Genomic DNA, 21,517 nt, shown 5'->3' on the forward strand with positions numbered 1-21,517 from the left:
AAAAAGTCTACTCGTTAAAGTAGACTTTTAGTTCTTAACAATTATTTAACAATTGTTATTTATTCAGCAATAACTTCAAAAGAAATTTCAGCAACTACTGCTCTGTGTAATCTTACAGAAGCTTCATATTTACCTAATCTTTTTACAGAACCACCAACAACTTTAATAAATTTCTTATCTAAGTCTGTTCCTGCTTTTGCAAGTGCTGCAGCTAAATCGATGTTGTTTACAGAACCAAATAATTTGTCTCCTGAACCAACTTTAGATGCAATTTTAATTTCATATCCTTTAACTGCTTCTGCTATTACATTAGCGTCTTCAATTAATTTAGCTTCTTTGTAAGCACGTTGTTTTAAATTCTCTGCTAAAACTTTCTTTGCAGATGAAGTAGCTAAAACTGCTTGTCTTGTAGGGATTAAGAAGTTTCTACCATAACCGTTTTTCACGTCTACGATATCATCTTTAAATCCTAAATTTTCTACGTCTTGTCTTAATATCAATTCCATGTTCTACCTCTTTATTATTTTAACATATCTCCAACGTAAGGCATTAACGCTAAATGACGCGCTCTTTTAATTGCTTGCGCAACTTTACGTTGATATTTTAATGAAGTTCCTGTTAAACGTCTTGGTAAAATTTTACCTTGTTCGTTTACTAAATACATTAAGAAGTCTGCATCTTTAAAATCGATATACTTGATATCTTTTTTCTTAAATCTACAGTATTTAGCTTCTTTTTTAGTGTCTATATCTAACGGCGTTAAATATCTAACGTCAGCAGATTTACCGCCTTTTGCTTGTTGTTCTATTGATGCCATTTCTTATTTTTTTGTAGATTTAACACGTTCAGTTCTAATTTTTGCCCAAGCAGCTGCATGTTTGTCTAATTTAACAGTTAGGTAACGCATAACGCTATCATCTCTTCTAAATTCTAACTCATATGCAGAGATTTCTTCTCCAGCAATTTTAAACTCAAATAAGTGATAAAAACCACTTTTTTTCTTTTGGATTGGATATGCTAATTTCTTTAAGCCCCAATTCTCTTTTGAGATCATTTCAGCTCCTTTGGAAACTAAATAATCTTCGAATTTTTGTACTGTCTCCTTTATCTGAGTATCAGATAAAACGGGATTCAAAATGAAAACAGTTTCGTAATGATTCATAAATTAAATATTTATTGTTTATTTTTAAGGCTGCAAATATAATAACTTTTTTATAACTAGCGTTATATATAACAGTTATTCTTATCAACTTTAAGTAAAAGTGGAAAATTCTAGGTAAAAAAATGTAGATACTTCTATTTCTTTACATCAAAAGTAAAATTCTTAGATATATTTCTAAAGAATTAAATTTTTATTTATAAAAGTGTAATTAACAAAAAAGGTTGATAAAACCTCTAGGTTGAAACACAAAACAACACCAGAGGTTTATCAAAAATATTCTAGTTAAAATTAGACTTCAAAAGCCTCTAAATGAAAAGCTTCGCTAATTTCTTTATAAACAATTTTTCCTTTTATAATATTTAATCCTTTTTCTAGAGATACATCTGTAGCACACGCTTCTTCCCATCCTTTGTTTGCGATATTTAAAATATATGGCAATGTTACATTTGTTAATGCAATTGTAGAAGTATAAGGTACAGCTCCTGGCATATTTGCCACACAATAATGTACTACATCATCTATAATATAAGTAGGATCTTCGTGTGTTGTTGCTTTTGTAGTTTCAAAACATCCACCCTGATCTACAGCAACATCTACTATAACAGTTCCTGGTCGCATGTCTTTAAGCATGTCTTTAGTAATTAATTTTGGAGCCTTTCCTCCTTTTACTAAAACACCTCCAATAATTAAATCGTGTGTTTTAATTAATTGTCTAATACTATATTCACTTGAAAAAGCTGTTGTAACATGGTTTGGTAATACATCATTTACATAACGTAAACGTTTCATATTAATATCCATAATAGTTACATGAGCACCTAAACCTGCTGCCATTTTTGCTGCTTGTACTCCAACAACTCCTGCTCCTAAAATTAATACTTTTCCTGGAGCAACACCTGGTACACCACCTAATAAAATACCACGTCCTTTAATTGGTTTTTCTAAATACTTAGCACCTTGCTGAATTGCCATTCTTCCTGCAACTTCAGACATTGGTGTCAATAAGGGTAAAGTTCCTTCACTATCTTCTACCGTTTCATAAGCAATACAAATAGATTTACTTTCTATCATTGCGTTTGTTAAAGGTTCGCACGATGCAAAATGAAAATACGTAAAAACAATTTGATTTTCTTTAATTAAAGGGTATTCCGAAGCAATTGGTTCTTTAACCTTTACAATCATTTCACTTTGGCTGTAAACTTCTTCTATGGTAGGTAAAATAGTTGCTCCTACCTTAATGTAATCTGCATCAAAGAAACCACTTCCTTCTCCTGCTGTTGACTGTACGTAAACAGTATGATTTTTTTTCGTCAACTCAAAAACACCTGCAGGTGTCATACCAACTCTACTTTCGTTATTCTTAATTTCTTTAGGAATTCCAACTTTCATTATTGCTTAATTTAGATGTTTTAAGCAAGTAAATTTACAGTCTTTTTGTTTGTATTTTAACAAAAAAAATAAAAATTGTTATTTTTACTGATGTCCTATTTTTTATTATTTTAAAATGATTTAAACCAAAATTCTATTCATTAAAATTATCAAATACTCAATAAAACTCACAAAAAATTGACGACAGTAATATTATCTTTAACGATTTAATCTAAATCTAAACGAATTCCCATAGAAATGTTTCTAGTTTCGGTATTTTTAAACAATGGGTTCAAATCATATTTCACATAAAAACTAGTAGATCTATAACCTACATAAGCACTTAATCCATAGTTAACAGTATTCATATTAAAATTATTGAATTGCACTTCTTCAACTTCAACATTGTTTTCATCTTTGTATTCTAAATACTGTCTTGTTCCTAATTTAAAACCAACAAAACCTCCAAGACCTAAACGAACCGATCTGTTTGTTCTATCTTTTACAAAACCATCTTTATCCGTCTTATTTTTAGAAAAATCCCACTCTACATGCATCGGAAAATTCATTTGTACATGACGCAATCTGCTTTCTGATAATTTATTATCAAAGACCTGAACTTCTGTCATATCGCCATCTTTTACATGGATACTATTATTATCTAAACGTAAGTTATTCCAAAGAAAAGAAAGTCCGTATTTAAAGTACAATTTAGAAGGTTCTTTAGTAAATCTTGTTTTCCACGTCCAGCCTAACTCATAAAAATGAGACTGCCAGAATTTATAATCAGAATCATTTAAAGAAGATACTTCATGGTCATTTAATACATTATTAACCCCCATAGAAAACACAAACTGAGATGTAGTTTTTCTATTCATTTTTCTTTTTCTCTTTTCTATTCTTTCACTTTTATCATCATTATTTAAGTTAAATGAAAATGTTTTCTTTCCAACAGTAAACGTATTATTGTCATCATCAAACTCACTATCTTCATCTGAACTCGCTATTCTACCATTGGTTTTATCTTGCACCAATAATTGCAACAAACGCTCTTGTTCTCCTATTAACTTTTCAATTCTTCTAGCATGATAAGAAGCAACCTCTTTCTTTAAAGTGTTAGAAGTTACTTTTGTAATTTCTCCTTTTTCTAGCCTTTCATCAATAGCAATCACTTTTATTCGTAAAGAATCTTTTTGATTTGCTGTAATGTGCTCTATCCTTTTAGATATTTTATTTACTTCTTTCTCAAAAGTTGTTTCTTGAGATACGGCAATAGTTGTACTAAACAACACTAATATTAGTAGTATTCTTTTCATCTTGTATGTTTTAAAAAATTGTTTTTGCTTGATAAAATCCTTTCATAAACTAGTTTCAATTAAAACGTCTTTTAATTTTACTGCAACAAAAAGTGATTTAACTTAGTTGTTTCTACTTGCAATAGCAGTTGCAATATCTGTTACTCTTTTCTTTAAAGATTGTAAGAAATTATTCTGAAAATCTTCTTCTCCAATAGTGCGTTCTACTTCAGCCAAAATAGCTTCTGGACTCACTTTAATATTAGAGTTTTTAAGCTCATTTTTAATCGTACTTAAAACATCTTCTCTAGTTAAATTTAGTTTTGCATAATACTCCTTTACTTCTGTAGACGAATGTGTTACCGCGAATAACAAATCATCACTATTAATTTTTATGCTACCATTAGGGTCTTGTTTTAAGGTTTCTTTATTTATTGTTTTCTCCTTCGTCGGATTATCTTCAGATACTGCTACCACTGTTTCGATAACTTCCTCCGTTGTCGGAATTACATTGTTTTTGTTATTTGCAACTATAGAATTATTGATTGATTTTTTAGATTCCTCCTTTGTAACTTTATTTTTATTAGAAATCTCCACTTGCTTCTCTTCTACTTTATCAATCTTAACAATTGCTTCTTCTGCAGGAATTTCTTTTATAAATTGATCTATTTTTGCATCAATTGTAATCGTATCTATTGGGTTTTCAACAATAATTTCTAATGGTTTAACATCTTCATTTTTATTGAAAAACAGAAAACCAACACTAACTAACAATAAAATACTTGCCGCAGCTCCTACATAAAAAAACCACCCTTTTTTCTTCGCTTTTGGTTGCTCGTCTAATTGTGTAGACAAACGTTCCCAAGCAGAAGCCGATGGATTGATCGTTCTATTTTGAAACTTGTTTTTTATGTTTTTATCTATATTATTTGTCTCCATTACTCACTGTATTCATTTTGTAATAATTCTGTTGCAATAATTTACGTGCTTTAAATAATTGCGATTTAGAGGTACTTTCTGAAACATTTAATTTCTCTGCAATTTCTGAATGTTTATACCCTTCTATGGCATATAAATTAAACACCATTTTGTAACCTTCTGGCAATTGATCTATCAATTTCTGAATATCTTCTACAGACGTGTTTTCTAAACTTTCTGTAGCTGCATCATTAAAGATATAATCTTCGTCTGATAAATCAATTAAATTCTTTTTACGGAGATAAGAAATACAAGTATTCACCATAATTCTGCGAATCCAACCTTCAAAACTACCTTCGTGTTTAAACTTGTGTAAGTTGGTAAAAACCTTAAAAAAACCTTGTAATAATAAATCTTCTGCATGATGCATATCTTTTACATATTGCCTACAAACTCCCAACATTTTAGGAGAATATTGCTCAAACAATTGTTGTTGCGCTTCCCTATTGTTGTCTATCGCTTTTTTAATTAACGATTTCTCTTTGTTATGTAATTTTATAATTTTCAAGCCTCTCGTTTCGTTTTAACTGCCTTACAAATATATAGACTACAGAAGTCTTAAAAAGGTTGCTTGAAGATAAAAAAAAAAATTATTTACCCCACAAACCAAACTTAAACCCCTTGTTTTCCAAATAATAAATGAAAATAAATTATTTTATTTTTAATAAAATTAAGAACATTATTATTCATTCTTAATTACTAGAAATAAAAAAAGGGACTCAAAACTGAGCCCCTTTTTTTAAATAGAATATTAAAAATTCTTAATTATTGTTATTGTCTTTATCATCTTCTTTAGAAGTTTGATTCCAAATTTTAATATCATCATCTTTGGTAACTCCTTCTAAAATCTCAACATTTACACCGTCTGACGTTCCTAATTTTACATCTTTCTTATCAAATGTTCCTTCTGCATTTTTAATTTCTACATAAGGCAATTCCGTTTTTCTATCAAACTGTAATAAAGATTCTTTAATAGATAAAACACTGTCTTTTCTTTCTAATACAATTTCTGCATTTGCACTGTAACCAGCTCTAATAAAATGCTCATCATCTAAAGAAACATCAGCTTTAATTTTAAATTGAACTGCTCCTGCTTCTTCTGTTCCTTTTGGTGCAATAAAGTTTAAAACTGCTGGAAACTTCTTGTTTTCGATAGCTCCTAGAGAAATTTCTATTTCTGTTCCTTTTACCAATTTACCAACTTCAGATTCATCTACCTTTCCTTCAAAAATCATTTTAGTCATATCTGCAATCGTAGCAATTGTGGTACCTGCACTAAATCCATTTGTTTCTACAACCTGATATCCTTTTTTAACAGGAATTTCTACCACCATACCAGAAGTTGTTGCTCTAATATTTGTATTTGCACCAGAAGAACCTGCAGATCCTTTTTTAATAATCTGATAATCATTTTGTGCGTTACGTAAATCGTTTTTTGCTTGATTATATGAAAGTTCTAAAGACTCAAATTCTTGACGAGAAATAACTCCTTTATCAAATAATTTTTTATTTCTGTCGTATTGTACTTTTGTATTGTTCAATTGAATTTGAACAGAATTAATACGCCCTTTTGCACTTGTTAAAGACTGTTCGTTTGGTACAACTCTTACTGTTGCTAACAAATCTCCTGCTTTTACAATTGCGCCTTCTTCCACAACAATTTTATCTATAATACCTGCTATTTGCGGTTTTATCTCTACTTCCTCTAACGGAGTAACTTTACCAGTAGCAACACTTTTTTTAACAATTGTTGCTTTAAAAGCTTTTTCTGTTTTGTACTCTATCGGTGATGCACTGTTCTTTTTACCAAACCAAATTAGTACTGCTATTAATGCAACAGCTATTCCTCCAAAAATGATTACTTTTTTCATTTATCTTCTATTTATTCTTGTTAGTTGATTTTTTTTTATTCTTCTCTTAATGCGTCTATTGGTTTCACTATCGTTGCCATATACGCAGGTATAAAGCCTATTAATGTTCCTAAAAATACTAATACTGCATATGCTATTAAAACAATAGGAATATCTACTGTAGGATTTACAAGAAATTCTACAAAATTATCTAATAACATTAAAACTAATCCACCAGCAATGATTCCTAAAGAACCCGCCAACAGTGTTAAAAATAACGATTCTAATATAATTTGTTGTCTTACTTTATTTGGCGTTGCCCCTAAAGCTCTTCTAATTCCTATTTCTTTTGTTCTTTCTTTAACAGTAATCAATAAAATATTACCAATTGCAAAAACACCAGCTATTAAGGTTGCAATACCTACAAACCATGTTAAAAACTGCATACCTGTTAAAAAACCTGTAACTTGTTTTATACGTTCTCCTAAATTAAATCCTCTAAATGCTCTGTTATCATCTGGGTGAATTTTATGTAAATTTTTCAATAATAATTTTACATCAGATTCTAATTGAACAATATCAAACTCTTCTTTTCCGGTTACAACCATCCATTCGAATTTATCTCCTTTATTATAAACTAATTTAAAGGTACTAAAAGGAATGTGGATGTTGTTTTTCCCTTCAAACTGACTTGTTTCATAAACCCCAACTACTTTATAATTGATGCCACTTACTTTTATATAAACACCTATAGCCTCTTCATTTCTATCAAATAATTCTTTATAAACACCTTCACTAATAACACAAACCTTTTTGTTTCCGTCCATGTCATTTTGATTGATAAATCGACCTTCTATCAAGTTCTTTTTTTGAACTTCATCTATTAAAGGAAAATCTCCAAAAATGGTGAAATTACCAGTCTTTAGACCATGAACCACTTGTCCGCCAGTTGCATTTCTTGGCACTACAAACTGAATACCTTCTATTTCTGAACGAATTTTATCTACATCACTTAATCTTAAACTAATTTGGCGTCCTTCTTGAAAACCTTTAAAAGGCATTGAAGTTCTACTCCCAGACATAAAAACACTGTTAGTAGCAAAATTACCAAACATGCTATTAAAACTATTTTCTATTCCTTTGGCTGCACCTAATAAACCTACCAGTAATAGAATTCCCCAAAATGCCCCAAAAATGGTGATTGCAGTTCTAGTTTTATTCTTTCGAATACTACCGTAAATTTCTTGCCAAGTATCTTTTTCAAATAAAAATCTCATAATTAATCTGAATTTAATGCTACCACGGGTTTAATTTTTGCTGCTTTTTTGGCTGGTAAATATCCTGCAATTAAACCTGCACAAACTAGTGTTAGGGTTGCTCCAATAACTACAGGTTGAGAAACACTTGGATTTAAAATAAAGTATTTTTCTAAACTTGGTCCAGCAATTTCTAAAATCCCTATTCCCAGTAGTAAACCTGAATAACCAGATATTGCCGTAATAAAAACAGCTTCTTGCATTATCATGGCAACAATCATACTTGGTGTTGCGCCAACTGCTTTTCTTATTCCTAATTCTTTAGTTCTTTCTTTAACGATGTACACCATAATATTACTAATACCTACAACTCCAGCTATTAGGGTTCCAAAACCAATTACTAGAATTAAAATGCTTAAGCCAAACATCATCCCAGATACTTCTTTATTATTTGTTGCGTAGTTATCTAAGCCAATTCCTCTTTGGTCGTTAGGCGAAACATTGTGTCTTTTCTTTAATTCTCGGTGTAATTTACTACTAAATGCAATGGCTTCATCGATACTTAAATCCGGGTTATATGTAATTCCAAATTCATCTACATAATCATTATTACCATACATTCTTTGCATTGTAGAAAATGGTGTATAAATATATCTTTCATCACTATCTCCTCCAGGATCAGAGAAAACACCAATAACTTTATACATAATTCCTCCTATATTTATTTGTTTTCCAAAAGCACTTAATTGACCAAACAAATCTTTTTCTACCATTCTACCAATTACAACAACTTTTCCTCTTTCTTGTATATCTCTATAATTTAAAAAACGACCTTCTGTTACTTCTGCAGATTCTAACACGTAATATTCTGGATATACACCTCTAATGGTGTAGTTATCTTTTTCGTCTTTATAAACAACATTTTCAGATCTCTGAATTCTTGGACTTATGGTTTGAATTTTATCTCCAAAATTCTCTTTGATATAGGTAAAATCATCATTTTTAAACTGAATTCTTCTGCCTATTTGGTTTCCTTTATAAGCTATTGTGGTGTTATTACTCCAAATATAAATGGAGTTCATAGCATCTTTTGCAAATTCATTTTTAAAGGTATTTTGAAGTCCGTTACCAATACCAAAAAGTAACGTAAAAAGTAAAATAGCAAACGCAACCGTAAAACCAGACAACGCAGAACGCAACTTGTTTTTACTAATGCTTTGAAAAATTTCTCTCCAACGATCTAAATCAAACATAATTAAACTGTTTTAGATACATTTGTATATTCATCACTAATAATAAGACCGTCTTTCAAACGTACAATTCTTTTGGTTTGCTCTGCAACTTCCTCCTCGTGCGTAATAACAAACACCGTCATTCCTTCATTATTAATGTCTTTTAATAAATCCATTACAGAATCTGTAGTTGTAGAGTCTAAAGCTCCTGTTGGCTCATCTGCTAAAACAACTTTTGGTTTTGTAACTAACGCTCTTGCAATTGCTACACGCTGTTTCTGTCCTCCAGAAAGTTCGTTTGGTAAATGGTTTGCCCAATCTTTTAAACCTACTTTTTCTAAATATTCTAAAGCTTTTTCTAAACGTTCTTTTCTTGCCATTCCTTTATAATACAAAGGAAGCGCTACATTTTCTAAAGCAGTTTTGTAAGAAATAAGGTTAAATGATTGAAAAATAAACCCTAAGAATTTATTTCTAAGAATTGCTGCTTTTTTCTCATTCAAGTTCTTTATTAGTTGTCCGTTTAGGTAATAATCACCTTCATCATGTTCATCTAATAAACCAACAATGTTTAATAAAGTAGATTTACCAGAACCAGAAGATCCCATAATAGAAACAAATTCGCCTTCTTTTATATGTAAATCGATACCTTTTAAAACATGTAGAGAATCTTTACCTATCGGATAAGATTTGTGTAGTTTTTCTATTCTAATCATTGGTTGGTTAATTTTAAGCTAAAATATTAAAAGTAAATATCCTTAAAAAAAAGACCTATTTACTCGAATACTAACATAAGACGCCTCATTAAAAAAAATGTTACAAGAAAATTACATTTTTTTTAATTTTGCTGATATATTTAGATTTTATTATAGAGAAAACTACTTTAGAAACCATAGTTCTTTTTTATGGGTTTCGAAAAAAGATAAAGTATCTTTGTTTTCTTTAATTTTGAGATGCAAAATGATTGATTTACCAGAAGACAAAAAGATTATTTTATTTGATGGAGTTTGTAATTTATGCAATGATTCTGTCTTAAAGGTAATAAAATACGATACAAAAAACACCTTTTTATTTACAGCCTTACAGTCTGATAAAGGGAAAGAAATCATCAATCAATTAGGAATTGACATTTCTAAAATTGATTCTATTGTTTTGTATGAACCTGGTGTTTCTTATGAAATAAAATCTACAGCAGCTTTAAAAATAATGAATGACTTTGGAGGAATCTGGAGTCTAAGTCAAATCTTTTTATTTTTGCCAGAAGGATTTAGAAATTATGTCTACGATTATATTGCCAAAAACCGTTACAAATGGTATGGAAAAAAAGAAACTTGCATGATTCCTACACCTGAATTAAATGCGAAATTTTTAGATTAAAAATAAAGAATAGAAAAAAATTATATAAATGAACGTACCAAAAGAAATAAAATGTGTCATTTTTGACATGGATGGCGTAATTATAGATTCAGAAGAAATTCATAAAAAAGCGTATTACGAAACCTTTGCCTCTATTGGTGTAACTGTTTCTAACGATTTATACAAAACTTTAACAGGTTCGTCTACCATTAATGCTTTTCAGAAATTAGTAGCACACTTTAAGTTAGATTTAGATCCGGAAGAATTGGTTTTAAATAAAAGAAAACGCTATGTAAATTTCTTTGAAAATGACCCAACATTACATTTGGTAAAAGGTGTAGAGGATTTAATAAAACATTGTCATAAAAAAGGTTTGACCTTAATTTTAGCATCTTCCTCTGCGATGGTCAATATCGATAGAGTTTTTAATCGATTTGATTTAAACAAATATTTTACAGCTAAAATTAGTGGAGCAGATTTAACGGAATCGAAACCAAACCCAGAAATCTTTAACAAAGCAGCTACTTTAGGAAATACACCAAAGGAAAACTGTGTGGTTATAGAAGATTCTGATAATGGTGTTAAAGCAGCCAATGATGCAGGTATTTTTGTATTTGGTTACAGAAACCCAATGGCCGAAGATCAATCTTTAAAAAATGCCGATTTTATCGTTAATAATTTTAAAAGGTTGCATAAAATTATCTAAATCGTTATTTATCGTCAAATTAGTAAGAAAGAACTTTATTAAAACATTATAATGAGAAAAATATTAGTACTGTTTATCATATTTGGAATTTGGAGTTGTAAATCTGATAAAAAACAAATTGAACAAGTCACTTCTTTTAAAGGGCAACAAGTAACAGGTGTAACTGTTAGTGATAAAGGTAGAATATTCGCTAATTTTCCAAGATGGAGAGAAAACATTAAAAATTCGGTTGTTGAAGTTCTTGATGATAAAAATTCGACTGCTTACCCTAACCAAAAATGGAACAGTTGGAAATTAGGTGCAGCAATGTCTGATAGCGTATTTGTAGCAGTACAATCTGTTGTTGCATTCGAAAATATTGTGTATGTTTTAGATACCCGTAACCCATTATTTAAAGGGGTATTAGATAATCCTAGAGTTTTTGCTTTTAACCTTTCTACAAATCAATTGATAAGAACCTATATTTTATCCGAAGATAGTTTTCTAAAAGATTCTTATATAAACGATTTACGTGTTGATAAAAAAAAGGGTAAAATATACTTAACAGATTCTGGACATGCGGGACTTGTAGTGATTGATATAAATTCTGGAGATTCTTTTAGAGTATTAAATAATCATACCTCAACACTTGCAGAAACCAATCACTTAACTTTTAAAAACAGTGTATGGAAAAACACGGTTCATTCAGACGGAATTGCATTGGACACTAAAAATGATATTTTATATTTTCATGCTTTAACGGGTTATAATTTATATGCTATATCTACTGAATTTTTATTAAAAGGTAATAACACTAAAATTGAAAAAAATGTAAAACTTATAGCAAAAACAACTGCTCCAGATGGAATGATTTTTGATCAATCAGGTATTTTATTTCTTGCTGATTTAGAAAGTAACAAGATTATGAAATTTAATATATCTAATGGTAAAATAAGTGTTTTTGCTGAAGGTGAAAAAATTAAATGGGCAGATACATTTAGCATCTATAACGATGAATTATACTATACCAATTCTAGAATTAATGAAGTTAAAGAAGATATTATAAACATGGAATTTACTATTCATAAAATGAGCATAAACGGAGCAAAACAATAGCTAGAAACTTACTGTTTACTTCATTTTAAAGCTTTTTTTTTATTCTGTAATAATTATCACAAAAATAGCCTGGAAAACCTCCAAGCTATTTTTTATTTTAAACCACAAAATATTCAATTCTAGACAACCAATTTAATATTGGCTAATCCTCTAATAAATGAATTATATTTTTCAAATAGTTCTTTTATCCTCTTTTCCACCAAGACTTCTTAACCTCAGCTTCTCCATAACCGTAGCCATAGCTATAACCGTAACCATACTCTGCTTCTACATCTACATCATTCAATAAAACGGTCATATTAGGTAAACGTTTGTCTTTGTATAACTTTGCAGGTATTTCTAACAAACGTTTGTCTAAATAATTGGCTCTAATTGTATAAATAAACAAATCGGCACTTCTACCTAGTAACATAGTATCTGTTACTAATTTTACCGGAGCTGTATCAACAATTACAAAATCGTAATGTTCTTTTCCATACGCTAAAAGATCTTCAAAACGTCCGTTACTTAATAATTCCGAAGGGTTTGGTGCTATTACACCAGAGTGCAACACATCAATATTAAGTGCATCTACATGTTCAATTACATCAGGAACTTTTAACGAATTATCTGTTAAATAATGGGTGATTCCTTTTCCTAATTTTATACCTAGATATTCTTCTAAACGAGGTTTTCTAATATCCGCACCAATTAATAATACCTTTTTGTTTGATAATGCCAATACCGCAGATAAATTTACAGAAATAAAAGTTTTACCTTCACTCGGTAATGTAGAAGTTATAAAAATAGTTTTTCCTACATCTTTAATTCCGGCTCCAGAAAGCATAAAATCTAAATTTGTTCGAATCATTCTAAAAGATTCAGACAAACCACTTCTATCATCTTTCTGAATGACTTTACTAGTATCCTTTGTTTTTGGAATTTCTCCCATTAAAGGTGCTTTTACAACAGATTCTACTTCTTTGGTGTTGTGTACTTTATTATCTAATAAAAATAACACATAAATAATTGCAAATGGTATTGCTAAACCTAATGAAATAGCAATCAAATATACCACTTTACCTTTAGCATTTATTGGGCTATCACTACCTCTTGCGGTATCAATTACTTTTGCATTAGGTACTGTTACTGCTAGTGAAATTGCATTTTCTTCTCTCTTTTGTAATAAGTACAGGTATAATGTTTCTATTATCTGTTGTTGTCTTTCAATATCCCTAAACTCTCTATCTTGTTTAGGTACAGAAGACATTCTATAGCCTACTTTACTTTCTGCTTTTTTGGCATCAATTAAAGAAATAGTTAAAGATGATTTTAAATTTACCAAACTTTGATAAATACTACCTCGTAACTGAGCAATTTGAGAGTTTAAATTAACAATTACTGGATTTTTAAGACTAGATCCTTTTAAAATTCTATTACGTTCTAAAATTAGCTCATTGTACTGAATACTGTTGCCGTCTAAATTACCATCATTTAAACCTAAATTAGCAGGTATTAAATTTTCTTTATTTTCAGTGATATAAGACATTACATAATCAGTTAACCTAATCTGCGTATTTAAATCTACAATTTTCTTTTCTAACTCTGCATTATTTTCTAGTACTATGGCCGCTTCCGCAGGAATACCAGTTAACCTGTTATTAGATTTAAAATCTTCTACTCCTTTATCCACAGCAGATAAGTCTTTTTCTATAACAGCCAACCTCTCATCAATAAAAGTACGAGTATTGTTACCTATTAAATTTTTACCAGCAACAGCATCTTCATTATACTGTCTTACCAATCCATCTAAAATTGCTATTGATTTTTCTTTATTTTGAGATATTAAACTAAGTTCTAATAAGCTAGATTTTTCAAACATTAAACCTACTTGCAGCGCTCCTCTTAAACCTTCAACAACATTTTTTAATGCAGATATTCTAACCGTTATGGTTTCATTAATATTCTTAATTTCTGTCTTTGTAGGTGTTATCGTTATCTTACCAAAGACGGTACTTACACTCTCGCCAAAGACATGTTTCTTAACACTTTCATCTTCTGAAATAAGCTCAAATTGAGATGCAGATAGTACATGAATTTTAAATGTAGTATTTAAATTATATACTTTTTCTTTAGAAAAAAAAGTTATTTTAAAAGGTACTTCTGTATCATACAATTCTGTAATACGCCCTCTATCTTCTTTGTAAAATGTTGTATAGACTCCTAATTCCTTTACAACACGCTCCATAAGCGTATACGATTTTAAAACTCCTATTTCATTGTCTATCGATTTTTTTCCTCCTCCTATTAAACCTAAATCTTCAAAGGCAGAAAGCTCACTAGATAAACCACCATTACTGTCATCATCAATTAAAATTGTTGTTGCTACTCTATATTGGCTTGGTGTATAATAAGAATACGCATATGCTATTCCTATTGCTACTATTGTAGTAAAAACAAACCATTTCCAATGAAATAAATATTTTTCTAACTGTTCTCTTATATTTATAGGTTCTTCTTCCTGAAAAATATAATTTAAAGGGTTCTCTTGTTGCATAATTTAAAAAATAGTTATTGTATTAAAATGGCAATAATTGATATAAACGTGGCTATCGAAGTAAATATAACACTCGTATTTGCCCCTATACCAGAAGAGTTAATCTTACTTTTATTGGGTTCCACATAAATAAGATCGTTTTGTGACAAGTAGTAATATGGGGAATTAAATAAGGCTTTATTGGTAATATCTATAGGTATAAAAACACGTTCTCCATCTCGCTCTCTTATTAATGTAATATCTCTATTTCCATTAATTGTTAAATCTCCAGCTAAACCTAAAGCCTCTACAATGGTGATTCGTTGATTTTGAATTTGATATGTACCAGGCTTATTAACCTCACCCAAAACAGTTACTTTAAAATTGATGGTACTAATATTTATAATAGGATTAGATATATATTCTGCCAATTTTGTATGTAAAAACTTACTTAATTCGTTAGTTGTCATACCTGTTACTTTTAAAACACCTAATACCGGAAACTTAATTTCGCCACTAGCATTTACTAAATAGGGTAATGGTTTTGCACTTCCAATTGAATTATCTAAAATTGGAGTTTCATAAAGGTTAAAAGGTAAAACGGCTTCTGCATTTGCTGCAGATACATTTATATTTAATAAATCATCTTTTTGAATAGTAGGTTCATACTTTTGCAATCTACTATTTACTATCACCTTTTTTTTATCTCCGAAATACACAATCTTTTTTTTAGAAACACATGATGTGACTAAAAATAAAAGCAATACAGATGTTACATATAGATACTTCATTTTTTTTATAGATATTTAATTATTGATAAAATTCTTTTTTACAGTTATTATATTATACTTTCTATTTTCTCATCTTTAATTTTTAAGCGTTCTGTATTAATACTACTTTTTAGTCTATAAAAAAGCAATAAAAACAATCCGAAAGCCAGAACAAACACACCTAACATTTGAAAACTATTTAAGTAAGTTCCTAATTTTATGATAAAGATTACAAATAGGTAATTAACAAGACCTAATAACATAGTTGCCTTAAAATGAGACATACCAAAATCTATTAAAACATGGTGAGAATGGTTTCTATCTGGATAAAACGGACTTTTCTTTTGCAGTAAACGAACTCCAATTACTCTTAACAAATCGAACAAAGGAATACATAAAATAGCCATTAAAACAAAAAAGCCATTTTCTGGTTTAAATGTAAAATGACTATACATGCTAATATCTATCGCCATAAATCTTAAAGACAAAAAAGCAATACAAAATCCTATTAGTAAAGAGCCTGTATCTCCCATAAATATTTTTTTCTTGATAGAAAAATTAAAAAATAAATAGGCTAATAACATCCCAATAAAACTTAAACAGATTAAGTAATAGAAAAACAAACTAATAGCATAAAATATTAGGCTAAATACACTAAAGATTATAATTGCAATAATAGACGCCAAACCATCTATACCATCTATTAAATTATAGGCATTTATAATTGTTAAGACCAATAAAGTACTAGCAATATATACTAGCCATAATGGTATTTCATAAATCCCCAAAAAACCATACAAATTATTTCCTTCTAAAGCATTATGAAAAAACAAAAACAATACAGCCAATGCTTCCATAAATAGCTTTGCTTTTGGAGAAGAAACGACTAAATCATCTTTAACTCCTACCATAAATATGAGTGTAGTACTTGCTATTAAATTTAAACCAATATTTTCTGTATCGAAATGTTGAATAAAAAATAACATTAAAATTAAAGTTATAAAAAAGGCAACTCCAGCCATTGTAGGCGTTGCTCCTTTATGAGAACTACGCTCATTGGGTTTTTCATTTAAATTACGCCTTATTATTACCCAACTAATTTTAGGTATTATATAATAAACTAATAAAAGTGAACTGATAACAGTTAGTATGCTTACCACCGTTAAGTTAGACAAAAGTTGTTGTAGCATTTTTAGTAGGTTTTATTTATAATTTTTTGCTTTTAGCAAATCCCATAAAAAAAGGGGTGTAGACACAAAATTCCGTTTCCATAAACGTTTAGGTTCTCTTAATAATCTAGGGAACCATTCTAATCCTAATTTAATCCAAAAAGGACTAGATCTCTTTACGGTACCTGCATAAAAATCAAACACAGCACCAATACAAGTAATCACTTTAACATCTAAAAAGACACTGTTTGTATGTACCCATTTTTCTTGCTTAGGAGCCGTCATACCAACAAATAAAATATCTGGTTTGCATTTATTAACTGCGGCTATCATTTTAACATTATCCTCTTTAGAAAATTCCGGTTTATACGGTGGAGAATAACTATTTACAGTGATAGATGGAAACTCTTTTTTTATTCTTGTATTTATTAAACTTAAGGTATTATCAGAAGCTCCTAAATAAAAAACATTTAGTTTTTTTAATGCTGCTTCTTCTAACAAAAATTGATGTATATCTGCACCTGCAATTTTTTTTATCACTTTTCCATTAAGTACTTTGGTTGCTAAAACAATTCCGGTTCCATCTGGTAGCAATACATTACTTTCATTTAAAGCTTGACTAAAAAATTGATCTTTTTTAGCCTCACAATAAGAATGAGGGTTTATTGTATTAATTATTTTTTTTGTTTTAAAAAGTGACAATTCACTTAAATCGTTAGAATAAACCTTTTCTATAACATCTTTTAATTTAATCATCTCTTGGTTTTATTTTAGATAGAATTTAAAATATTAAACATATTTTTTTCAAAAATTTTCAACGTATAAGATTCTTCATATTTCTCTTTAGCAGCTATTCCTAAGCGATTTCTAAGAGGGAAATCATTAATTAATATCTCTAACTTATTTGCTAAGTCAACTACATTTTGCTGCTCTACTAAAAAACCATTTACACCATCCTTTACAATTTCAGGTATTGCACCTTCAAAAGTTGTAACCATAGGTAAACCAAACTGAGAGGCTTCTAATAAGACTAATGGAAAACATTCATTATGATAAAACGTTGGCAATACAAATATGTCTGAAGAATTAAATATTGCTGTTTTATCACTATTATACTTTTTACCTAAATAAAAAACGTTATTTATCAATTGCAATTCTTTTAACTTTTCTGTAAATATTTCTTTTGTAACATCTCCTTCTCCTCCAACAAAATTACATGTAAAGTCAACTCCTTTTTTATTTAGAATTTGTAGTGCTTTTAAAAGAACAATAACACCTTTAGACGCTATTAAATTTGATAGAAATAATAATTTAGGTGTTTCATTTTTTAGCCGTTTAGTAACCGAGTCTTTATTTATAGGAGGTATTCCATTTGGGCAATAGTATACATCGTTTTCATCAACATATGTCTTAATATCAAAATATAAGTGCTTAGAAAGTAGGATCACTTTTGTGTTTTTGAATACCTTTTGATATAAAAAATTATCAAATCTTTTTTCTTGTCTCGTATGTACCCCTTTGTTATGAAAATGTAGTACTAATGGAACTCGGAAACACTTTACCAAAAACACAATAACAGCATCTTTATAAAAACCGAATCCCTTAGCCGTCATAGCTAAATAGATTAAATCGGGCTTGTTAACTAACAGTTGCTTAAACGTCTGAAAAACAATAGACAAATACCTTAAAATTTTTCCTAATGGATTTTTACCTATTTCATCAATCGTTTTTGATGTTCCTAAATCGATATAATTGGTTTCAAAATTTCTATTAATTAAATCGCTTTCCTTTATAAATTGCCCCACCATAGAAGAACCATGTACCGGAGGTGGTAAATGCAAAAGGAATAGTATTTTTTTAGTCATTAAATATCTTCTTTTAAAACACTAATTACTTTTGCAGGATTACCGGCTACTACAGTAAAAGGAAGTACGTCTTTTACAACCACAGATCCCGCACCAATAACAGCATTATTACCAATAGTAATAGGACCAATAATTATACAATGAGGTCCAACTAATACGTTATCTCCAATTATAGGAGAACCTAAATCTTCTCCTTTTAAAGATTCTTTATTTCCGATGGTAGTATTATGTTTTAGAGTTACATTTTTTCCTATTACAACCTTGTTGTTTAAAACCAAACCAGTAACATGATGAATTACTAAACCTTCTCCAATAACCGTTGATGCTGGAATTTCACACTTCAATAAAAAATCCGTTATAAACTTGTATAAAATAATAACAGGAGAGAATAAGATTTTAGTAAAAATGTTATTCATTCTAATTCTAAAATATCGCATAAAGACATAATTGCAGACTACAATTTTTCCTTTAAAATTAGAATTCTGTTTTCCTGCTTGTATTATTTGAGAAATCAACATACTTTTATCAATAATGTCATAGAACTAAATTTGTACTTCTTATTTTACCTACAAGAAATACTATTGTATTAATTGGAAGCGTACTATTTTTTTAAATATTCAATAAAGCTAGCAGTAACTAGCTTTTGCCCTTCAGGATTTAAGTGTATTCTGTCATAAAACAAATCTGCATTAGCACTATATAACTCGTTATAATCTAAAAACTTTATATTACTAAACTTAGATTCAATGTTTTTGAAATAAGTTATTTCAGAATTAAATTTTCCAACTTCAGCGTTGTTATATATTGAGGAGGTTGGAACGTACAACAATATGATTTTCATGTTTTTTTGAGTGATCTTTTTTAATGTATTCTCAAATATTTTTCTATTCTCTTTTGTAGAAACAATCTTTCTAAAATCACCTTTTTTAATATCAGAATTCAAAGCAACTGTATCTAGAATTCCGACTTTTAAATTGTCCCAACTTTTTAAATAGCCTCTAAAACTACCACTAACTAGACCTTCGTTATATCTAGATGATTTTATAATTTGATGCTGCCAGAAATCTCCAAATGTTGCGTTTTCAAAAACATAATCATTAATTGTCTTTTCCCCCATAAAAGGATAAAACTGTTTGTAAGAGTTTTCACTTAATCCCTCTCCTGTAAACATCCAAGCATCTACAGCGTATACTACTAATTCTAATTGTTGATTACTTTTTAACAATTGATCTATCATTAAATCTCTTTCAACAATGTTTACTCCTTCTCTTGTATATTTAGAAACTTTTACATTAAGTTCTTTCTCCATCTTTACCTTATCAATACCTAACATTAAATGAGAGTGACCAACAAGCGCAATTTCATTATCCGTATATAAACCATAATATTTATATAACCCATTTAATAGAAAATAATTAACTCCGTTATCTAAAACAATAAGCAATAACAGAAATAGTAATCCTTTTTTTACGTAGTCCTTAAAAAGCTTGTTGCTAATCTCCTTTTTAATCATAATTTAAAATTGAAAATAAATAAAAGCATTCGAAGACATTCCAAATAAAGCAATTGTAATTAACAAAAAGGCATAAGACAGCCACTCAACAAAACTTGGCAATTGAGTTTTTGAAAAGTAAATGGATACCTTATTTTTGAATTGCAAAATTTGCACTCCTATTAAAAATAAGATTAACAATACAGAAAGTACTGTTGTTACAGAGGATCCACCTGTCCATAATTGCCCTGAAAAACTAATTATTTTTGTAATAATCAAGAAAGCATCAGAAACAGAATTTGCTCTAAAAAATATCCAAGCAAAACAGACCAAAATAAATACAATAATAATTTTAATAAATTTATAGTATCCTCTTTTCATTACATCGTTAGCTCCTATTAATACCAGCATTTTTTTACCAATAAATTCAATAAAATAATAAAAGGCATGCAACGCTCCCCATATAACAAATGTCCAATTGGCTCCATGCCAAAGCCCACTAAGTAAAAACACTACCGAAATATTAAATGCCCAACGACTAATTGAAACACGGTTTCCTCCTAAAGGAATATATACGTAATCACTAAACCAAGTTGATAAAGAAATGTGCCAACGTTTCCAAAACTCTCCTATAGAATTCGATAAATAAGGTAAATTAAAATTCTGCATTAAACGAAATCCTAACATTCTTGCACTACCAATAGCCATATCTGAATACCCACTGAAATCACAATAAATCTGAAAAGTAAAAAATACAGTTGCTACTATTAATGTTGGACTCGAATGTGCTTCTGGATTGTTAAAAACCGAATCTGAATAGACAGATAATCTATCTGCAATTACTATTTTTTTAAATAAACCCCAAATAAACAATTTTGCTCCTTCTACAAATCTTTTAATATCAAATTCATGTTCCTCATAAAATTGCTGTAGTAAATTAGTGGAACGCTCTATAGGTCCTGCAACTAATTGAGGAAAAAAAGCAACATAGGTTGTAAATCTAACTAAGCTAGTTTCTACACCTACCCTATTTCTATAAATATCTATAGAGTAACTTAATGCCTGAAAAGTAAAAAATGAAATTCCGACTGGTAGTATAACATTTAAAGTATATTTATTAGCATGGACATCAAAAAAATTGGCCAAATTAGAAAATGAATCAATAAAAAAATTGGCATATTTAAAATAAAATAAGGGCAACAATGAAAACATCAGTGCAATTGCAAACCATTTCCTTTTTGCCTTTTTAGTAGCAGCATAAAATATTTTTTTTCCACAAAAAAAATTTAAAACACTTACTCCAAACATTAGCAACGCAAATTTCCAACTCCATACCGAGTAAAAAATATAGGACGCAATTAATAGAAAATGTATGCGCCATTTATGTATTAGAGAAAAGTAAATAACT

22 protein-coding genes are annotated in these 21,517 nt (G+C 29.3%); 3 read left to right on the forward strand and 19 right to left on the reverse strand.

Features of this window, described 5'->3' with window-relative positions; all coding sequences use genetic code 11:
- Positions 1-59: 59 nt before the first annotated feature.
- From rplI to H0I28_RS05480, 11 genes are all read right to left on the reverse strand, one after another.
- Positions 60-506: a 50S ribosomal protein L9 gene (gene rplI, locus H0I28_RS05430; protein ID WP_166384849.1), complete on the reverse strand. Its 447-nt coding sequence runs from the start codon at positions 504-506 to the stop codon at positions 60-62.
- 14 nt (positions 507-520) lie between these two features.
- On the reverse strand, positions 521-817 hold the full coding sequence (gene rpsR / locus H0I28_RS05435; RefSeq protein WP_068452452.1) for a 30S ribosomal protein S18: 297 nt from the start codon (positions 815-817) through the stop codon (positions 521-523).
- A 3-nt stretch (positions 818-820) separates the two neighbouring features.
- Positions 821-1,162 (reverse strand): 30S ribosomal protein S6, encoded by a 342-nt coding sequence (gene rpsF, locus H0I28_RS05440; RefSeq protein WP_105048729.1) that lies wholly within the window; start codon positions 1,160-1,162, stop codon positions 821-823.
- Positions 1,163-1,450: 288 nt separating this feature from the next.
- Positions 1,451-2,551: an alanine dehydrogenase gene (ald, locus tag H0I28_RS05445; protein ID WP_218730540.1), complete on the reverse strand. Its 1,101-nt coding sequence runs from the start codon at positions 2,549-2,551 to the stop codon at positions 1,451-1,453.
- Between the two features lie 206 nt (positions 2,552-2,757).
- Entirely contained in the window at positions 2,758-3,846 is a 1,089-nt protein-coding gene (locus H0I28_RS05450) for a hypothetical protein (protein WP_218760858.1), read from the reverse strand.
- A gap of 102 nt (positions 3,847-3,948) precedes the next feature.
- Positions 3,949-4,764 (reverse strand): hypothetical protein, encoded by an 816-nt coding sequence (locus H0I28_RS05455; protein ID WP_218760860.1) that lies wholly within the window; start codon positions 4,762-4,764, stop codon positions 3,949-3,951.
- Positions 4,751-5,311 (reverse strand): RNA polymerase sigma factor, encoded by a 561-nt coding sequence (locus H0I28_RS05460; protein WP_218760862.1) that lies wholly within the window; start codon positions 5,309-5,311, stop codon positions 4,751-4,753. Before H0I28_RS05460 ends, H0I28_RS05455 begins: the two co-directional genes overlap by 14 nt.
- A 253-nt stretch (positions 5,312-5,564) precedes the next feature.
- Positions 5,565-6,674, reverse strand: coding sequence for an efflux RND transporter periplasmic adaptor subunit (locus H0I28_RS05465; protein ID WP_218730546.1), 1,110 nt, complete (start codon positions 6,672-6,674; stop codon positions 5,565-5,567).
- A 35-nt stretch (positions 6,675-6,709) separates the two neighbouring features.
- Complete coding sequence (locus H0I28_RS05470) at positions 6,710-7,930, reverse strand: ABC transporter permease (RefSeq protein WP_218730547.1); 1,221 nt, start codon at positions 7,928-7,930, stop codon at positions 6,710-6,712.
- 2 nt (positions 7,931-7,932) lie between these two features.
- Complete coding sequence (locus H0I28_RS05475; RefSeq protein WP_218730548.1) at positions 7,933-9,162, reverse strand: ABC transporter permease; 1,230 nt, start codon at positions 9,160-9,162, stop codon at positions 7,933-7,935.
- 2 nt (positions 9,163-9,164) lie between these two features.
- The gene (locus H0I28_RS05480) at positions 9,165-9,857 is read right to left on the reverse strand and encodes an ABC transporter ATP-binding protein (protein WP_068452426.1); all 693 of its coding nucleotides are present in this window, start codon (positions 9,855-9,857) and stop codon (positions 9,165-9,167) included.
- 244 nt (positions 9,858-10,101) lie between these two features.
- Here H0I28_RS05480 and H0I28_RS05485 point away from each other — a divergent pair, with 244 nt between their 5' ends.
- Genes H0I28_RS05485 through H0I28_RS05495 form a run of 3 tightly spaced genes read left to right on the forward strand, consistent with a single transcriptional unit; the run spans position 10,102 to position 12,298 of the window.
- Entirely contained in the window at positions 10,102-10,518 is a 417-nt protein-coding gene (locus tag H0I28_RS05485) for a thiol-disulfide oxidoreductase DCC family protein (RefSeq protein WP_218760864.1), read from the forward strand.
- 28 nt (positions 10,519-10,546) lie between these two features.
- Entirely contained in the window at positions 10,547-11,203 is a 657-nt protein-coding gene (locus H0I28_RS05490; protein ID WP_218760865.1) for an HAD family phosphatase, read from the forward strand.
- 51 nt (positions 11,204-11,254) lie between these two features.
- Positions 11,255-12,298 (forward strand): L-dopachrome tautomerase-related protein, encoded by a 1,044-nt coding sequence (locus H0I28_RS05495; RefSeq protein ID WP_218753334.1) that lies wholly within the window; start codon positions 11,255-11,257, stop codon positions 12,296-12,298.
- Positions 12,299-12,482: 184 nt separating this feature from the next.
- On the opposite strand, the gene H0I28_RS05500 is transcribed toward H0I28_RS05495, so the two are convergent.
- The 8 genes from H0I28_RS05500 to H0I28_RS05535 all read right to left on the reverse strand — a co-directional run bounded on the left by H0I28_RS05500 (position 12,483) and on the right by H0I28_RS05535 (position 21,417).
- Positions 12,483-14,834, reverse strand: a complete 2,352-nt coding sequence (locus H0I28_RS05500; RefSeq protein ID WP_218760867.1) for a polysaccharide biosynthesis tyrosine autokinase — start codon at positions 14,832-14,834, stop codon at positions 12,483-12,485.
- A gap of 14 nt (positions 14,835-14,848) precedes the next feature.
- The gene (locus H0I28_RS05505; protein ID WP_218760869.1) at positions 14,849-15,604 is read right to left on the reverse strand and encodes a polysaccharide biosynthesis/export family protein; all 756 of its coding nucleotides are present in this window, start codon (positions 15,602-15,604) and stop codon (positions 14,849-14,851) included.
- A 47-nt stretch (positions 15,605-15,651) separates the two neighbouring features.
- A complete protein-coding gene (locus tag H0I28_RS05510) occupies positions 15,652-16,773 on the reverse strand; it encodes an MraY family glycosyltransferase (RefSeq protein WP_218760871.1) in 1,122 nt (373 codons plus the stop codon).
- A 12-nt stretch (positions 16,774-16,785) separates the two neighbouring features.
- Positions 16,786-17,508 (reverse strand): WecB/TagA/CpsF family glycosyltransferase, encoded by a 723-nt coding sequence (locus tag H0I28_RS05515; protein ID WP_218730555.1) that lies wholly within the window; start codon positions 17,506-17,508, stop codon positions 16,786-16,788.
- A gap of 14 nt (positions 17,509-17,522) precedes the next feature.
- A complete protein-coding gene (locus H0I28_RS05520; RefSeq protein ID WP_218760873.1) occupies positions 17,523-18,617 on the reverse strand; it encodes a glycosyltransferase family 4 protein in 1,095 nt (364 codons plus the stop codon).
- Positions 18,617-19,135, reverse strand: a complete 519-nt coding sequence (locus H0I28_RS05525; protein WP_218730557.1) for a serine O-acetyltransferase — start codon at positions 19,133-19,135, stop codon at positions 18,617-18,619. Before H0I28_RS05525 ends, H0I28_RS05520 begins: the two co-directional genes overlap by 1 nt.
- Before the next feature lie 83 nt (positions 19,136-19,218).
- Positions 19,219-20,130, reverse strand: coding sequence for a hypothetical protein (locus H0I28_RS05530; protein ID WP_218760875.1), 912 nt, complete (start codon positions 20,128-20,130; stop codon positions 19,219-19,221).
- Between the two features lie 3 nt (positions 20,131-20,133).
- Positions 20,134-21,417: an MBOAT family protein gene (locus tag H0I28_RS05535; protein WP_254712841.1), complete on the reverse strand. Its 1,284-nt coding sequence runs from the start codon at positions 21,415-21,417 to the stop codon at positions 20,134-20,136.
- Positions 21,418-21,517: the final 100 nt, after the last annotated feature.

It is taken from the genome of Polaribacter sp. AHE13PA, assembly GCF_019278505.1.
Classification (GTDB): domain Bacteria; phylum Bacteroidota; class Bacteroidia; order Flavobacteriales; family Flavobacteriaceae; genus Polaribacter.

Bases quoted from the DNA above. Each gene is read 5' to 3' on its own strand.
- H0I28_RS05455 (WP_218760860.1), bottom strand. From the start codon at position 4,764: ATGGAGACAAATAATATAGATAAAAACATAAAAAACAAGTTTCAAAAT.
- H0I28_RS05500 (WP_218760867.1), bottom strand. From the start codon at position 14,834: ATGCAACAAGAGAACCCTTTAAATTATATTTTTCAGGAAGAAGAACCT.
- H0I28_RS05535 (WP_254712841.1), bottom strand. From the start codon at position 21,417: ATGTTTGGAGTAAGTGTTTTAAATTTTTTTTGTGGAAAAAAAATATTT.
- ald (WP_218730540.1), bottom strand. From the start codon at position 2,551: ATGAAAGTTGGAATTCCTAAAGAAATTAAGAATAACGAAAGTAGAGTT.
- H0I28_RS05505 (WP_218760869.1), bottom strand. From the start codon at position 15,604: ATGAAGTATCTATATGTAACATCTGTATTGCTTTTATTTTTAGTCACA.
- rpsF (WP_105048729.1), bottom strand. From the start codon at position 1,162: ATGAATCATTACGAAACTGTTTTCATTTTGAATCCCGTTTTATCTGAT.
- H0I28_RS05480 (WP_068452426.1), bottom strand. From the start codon at position 9,857: ATGATTAGAATAGAAAAACTACACAAATCTTATCCGATAGGTAAAGAT.
- rplI (WP_166384849.1), bottom strand. From the start codon at position 506: ATGGAATTGATATTAAGACAAGACGTAGAAAATTTAGGATTTAAAGAT.
- H0I28_RS05530 (WP_218760875.1), bottom strand. From the start codon at position 20,130: ATGATTAAAAAGGAGATTAGCAACAAGCTTTTTAAGGACTACGTAAAA.
- H0I28_RS05515 (WP_218730555.1), bottom strand. From the start codon at position 17,508: ATGATTAAATTAAAAGATGTTATAGAAAAGGTTTATTCTAACGATTTA.
- H0I28_RS05485 (WP_218760864.1), top strand. From the start codon at position 10,102: ATGATTGATTTACCAGAAGACAAAAAGATTATTTTATTTGATGGAGTT.
- H0I28_RS05520 (WP_218760873.1), bottom strand. From the start codon at position 18,617: ATGACTAAAAAAATACTATTCCTTTTGCATTTACCACCTCCGGTACAT.
- H0I28_RS05470 (WP_218730547.1), bottom strand. From the start codon at position 7,930: ATGAGATTTTTATTTGAAAAAGATACTTGGCAAGAAATTTACGGTAGT.
- rpsR (WP_068452452.1), bottom strand. From the start codon at position 817: ATGGCATCAATAGAACAACAAGCAAAAGGCGGTAAATCTGCTGACGTT.
- H0I28_RS05495 (WP_218753334.1), top strand. From the start codon at position 11,255: ATGAGAAAAATATTAGTACTGTTTATCATATTTGGAATTTGGAGTTGT.
- H0I28_RS05510 (WP_218760871.1), bottom strand. From the start codon at position 16,773: ATGCTACAACAACTTTTGTCTAACTTAACGGTGGTAAGCATACTAACT.
- H0I28_RS05475 (WP_218730548.1), bottom strand. From the start codon at position 9,162: ATGTTTGATTTAGATCGTTGGAGAGAAATTTTTCAAAGCATTAGTAAA.
- H0I28_RS05450 (WP_218760858.1), bottom strand. From the start codon at position 3,846: ATGAAAAGAATACTACTAATATTAGTGTTGTTTAGTACAACTATTGCC.
- H0I28_RS05490 (WP_218760865.1), top strand. From the start codon at position 10,547: ATGAACGTACCAAAAGAAATAAAATGTGTCATTTTTGACATGGATGGC.
- H0I28_RS05525 (WP_218730557.1), bottom strand. From the start codon at position 19,135: ATGTTGATTTCTCAAATAATACAAGCAGGAAAACAGAATTCTAATTTT.
- H0I28_RS05465 (WP_218730546.1), bottom strand. From the start codon at position 6,674: ATGAAAAAAGTAATCATTTTTGGAGGAATAGCTGTTGCATTAATAGCA.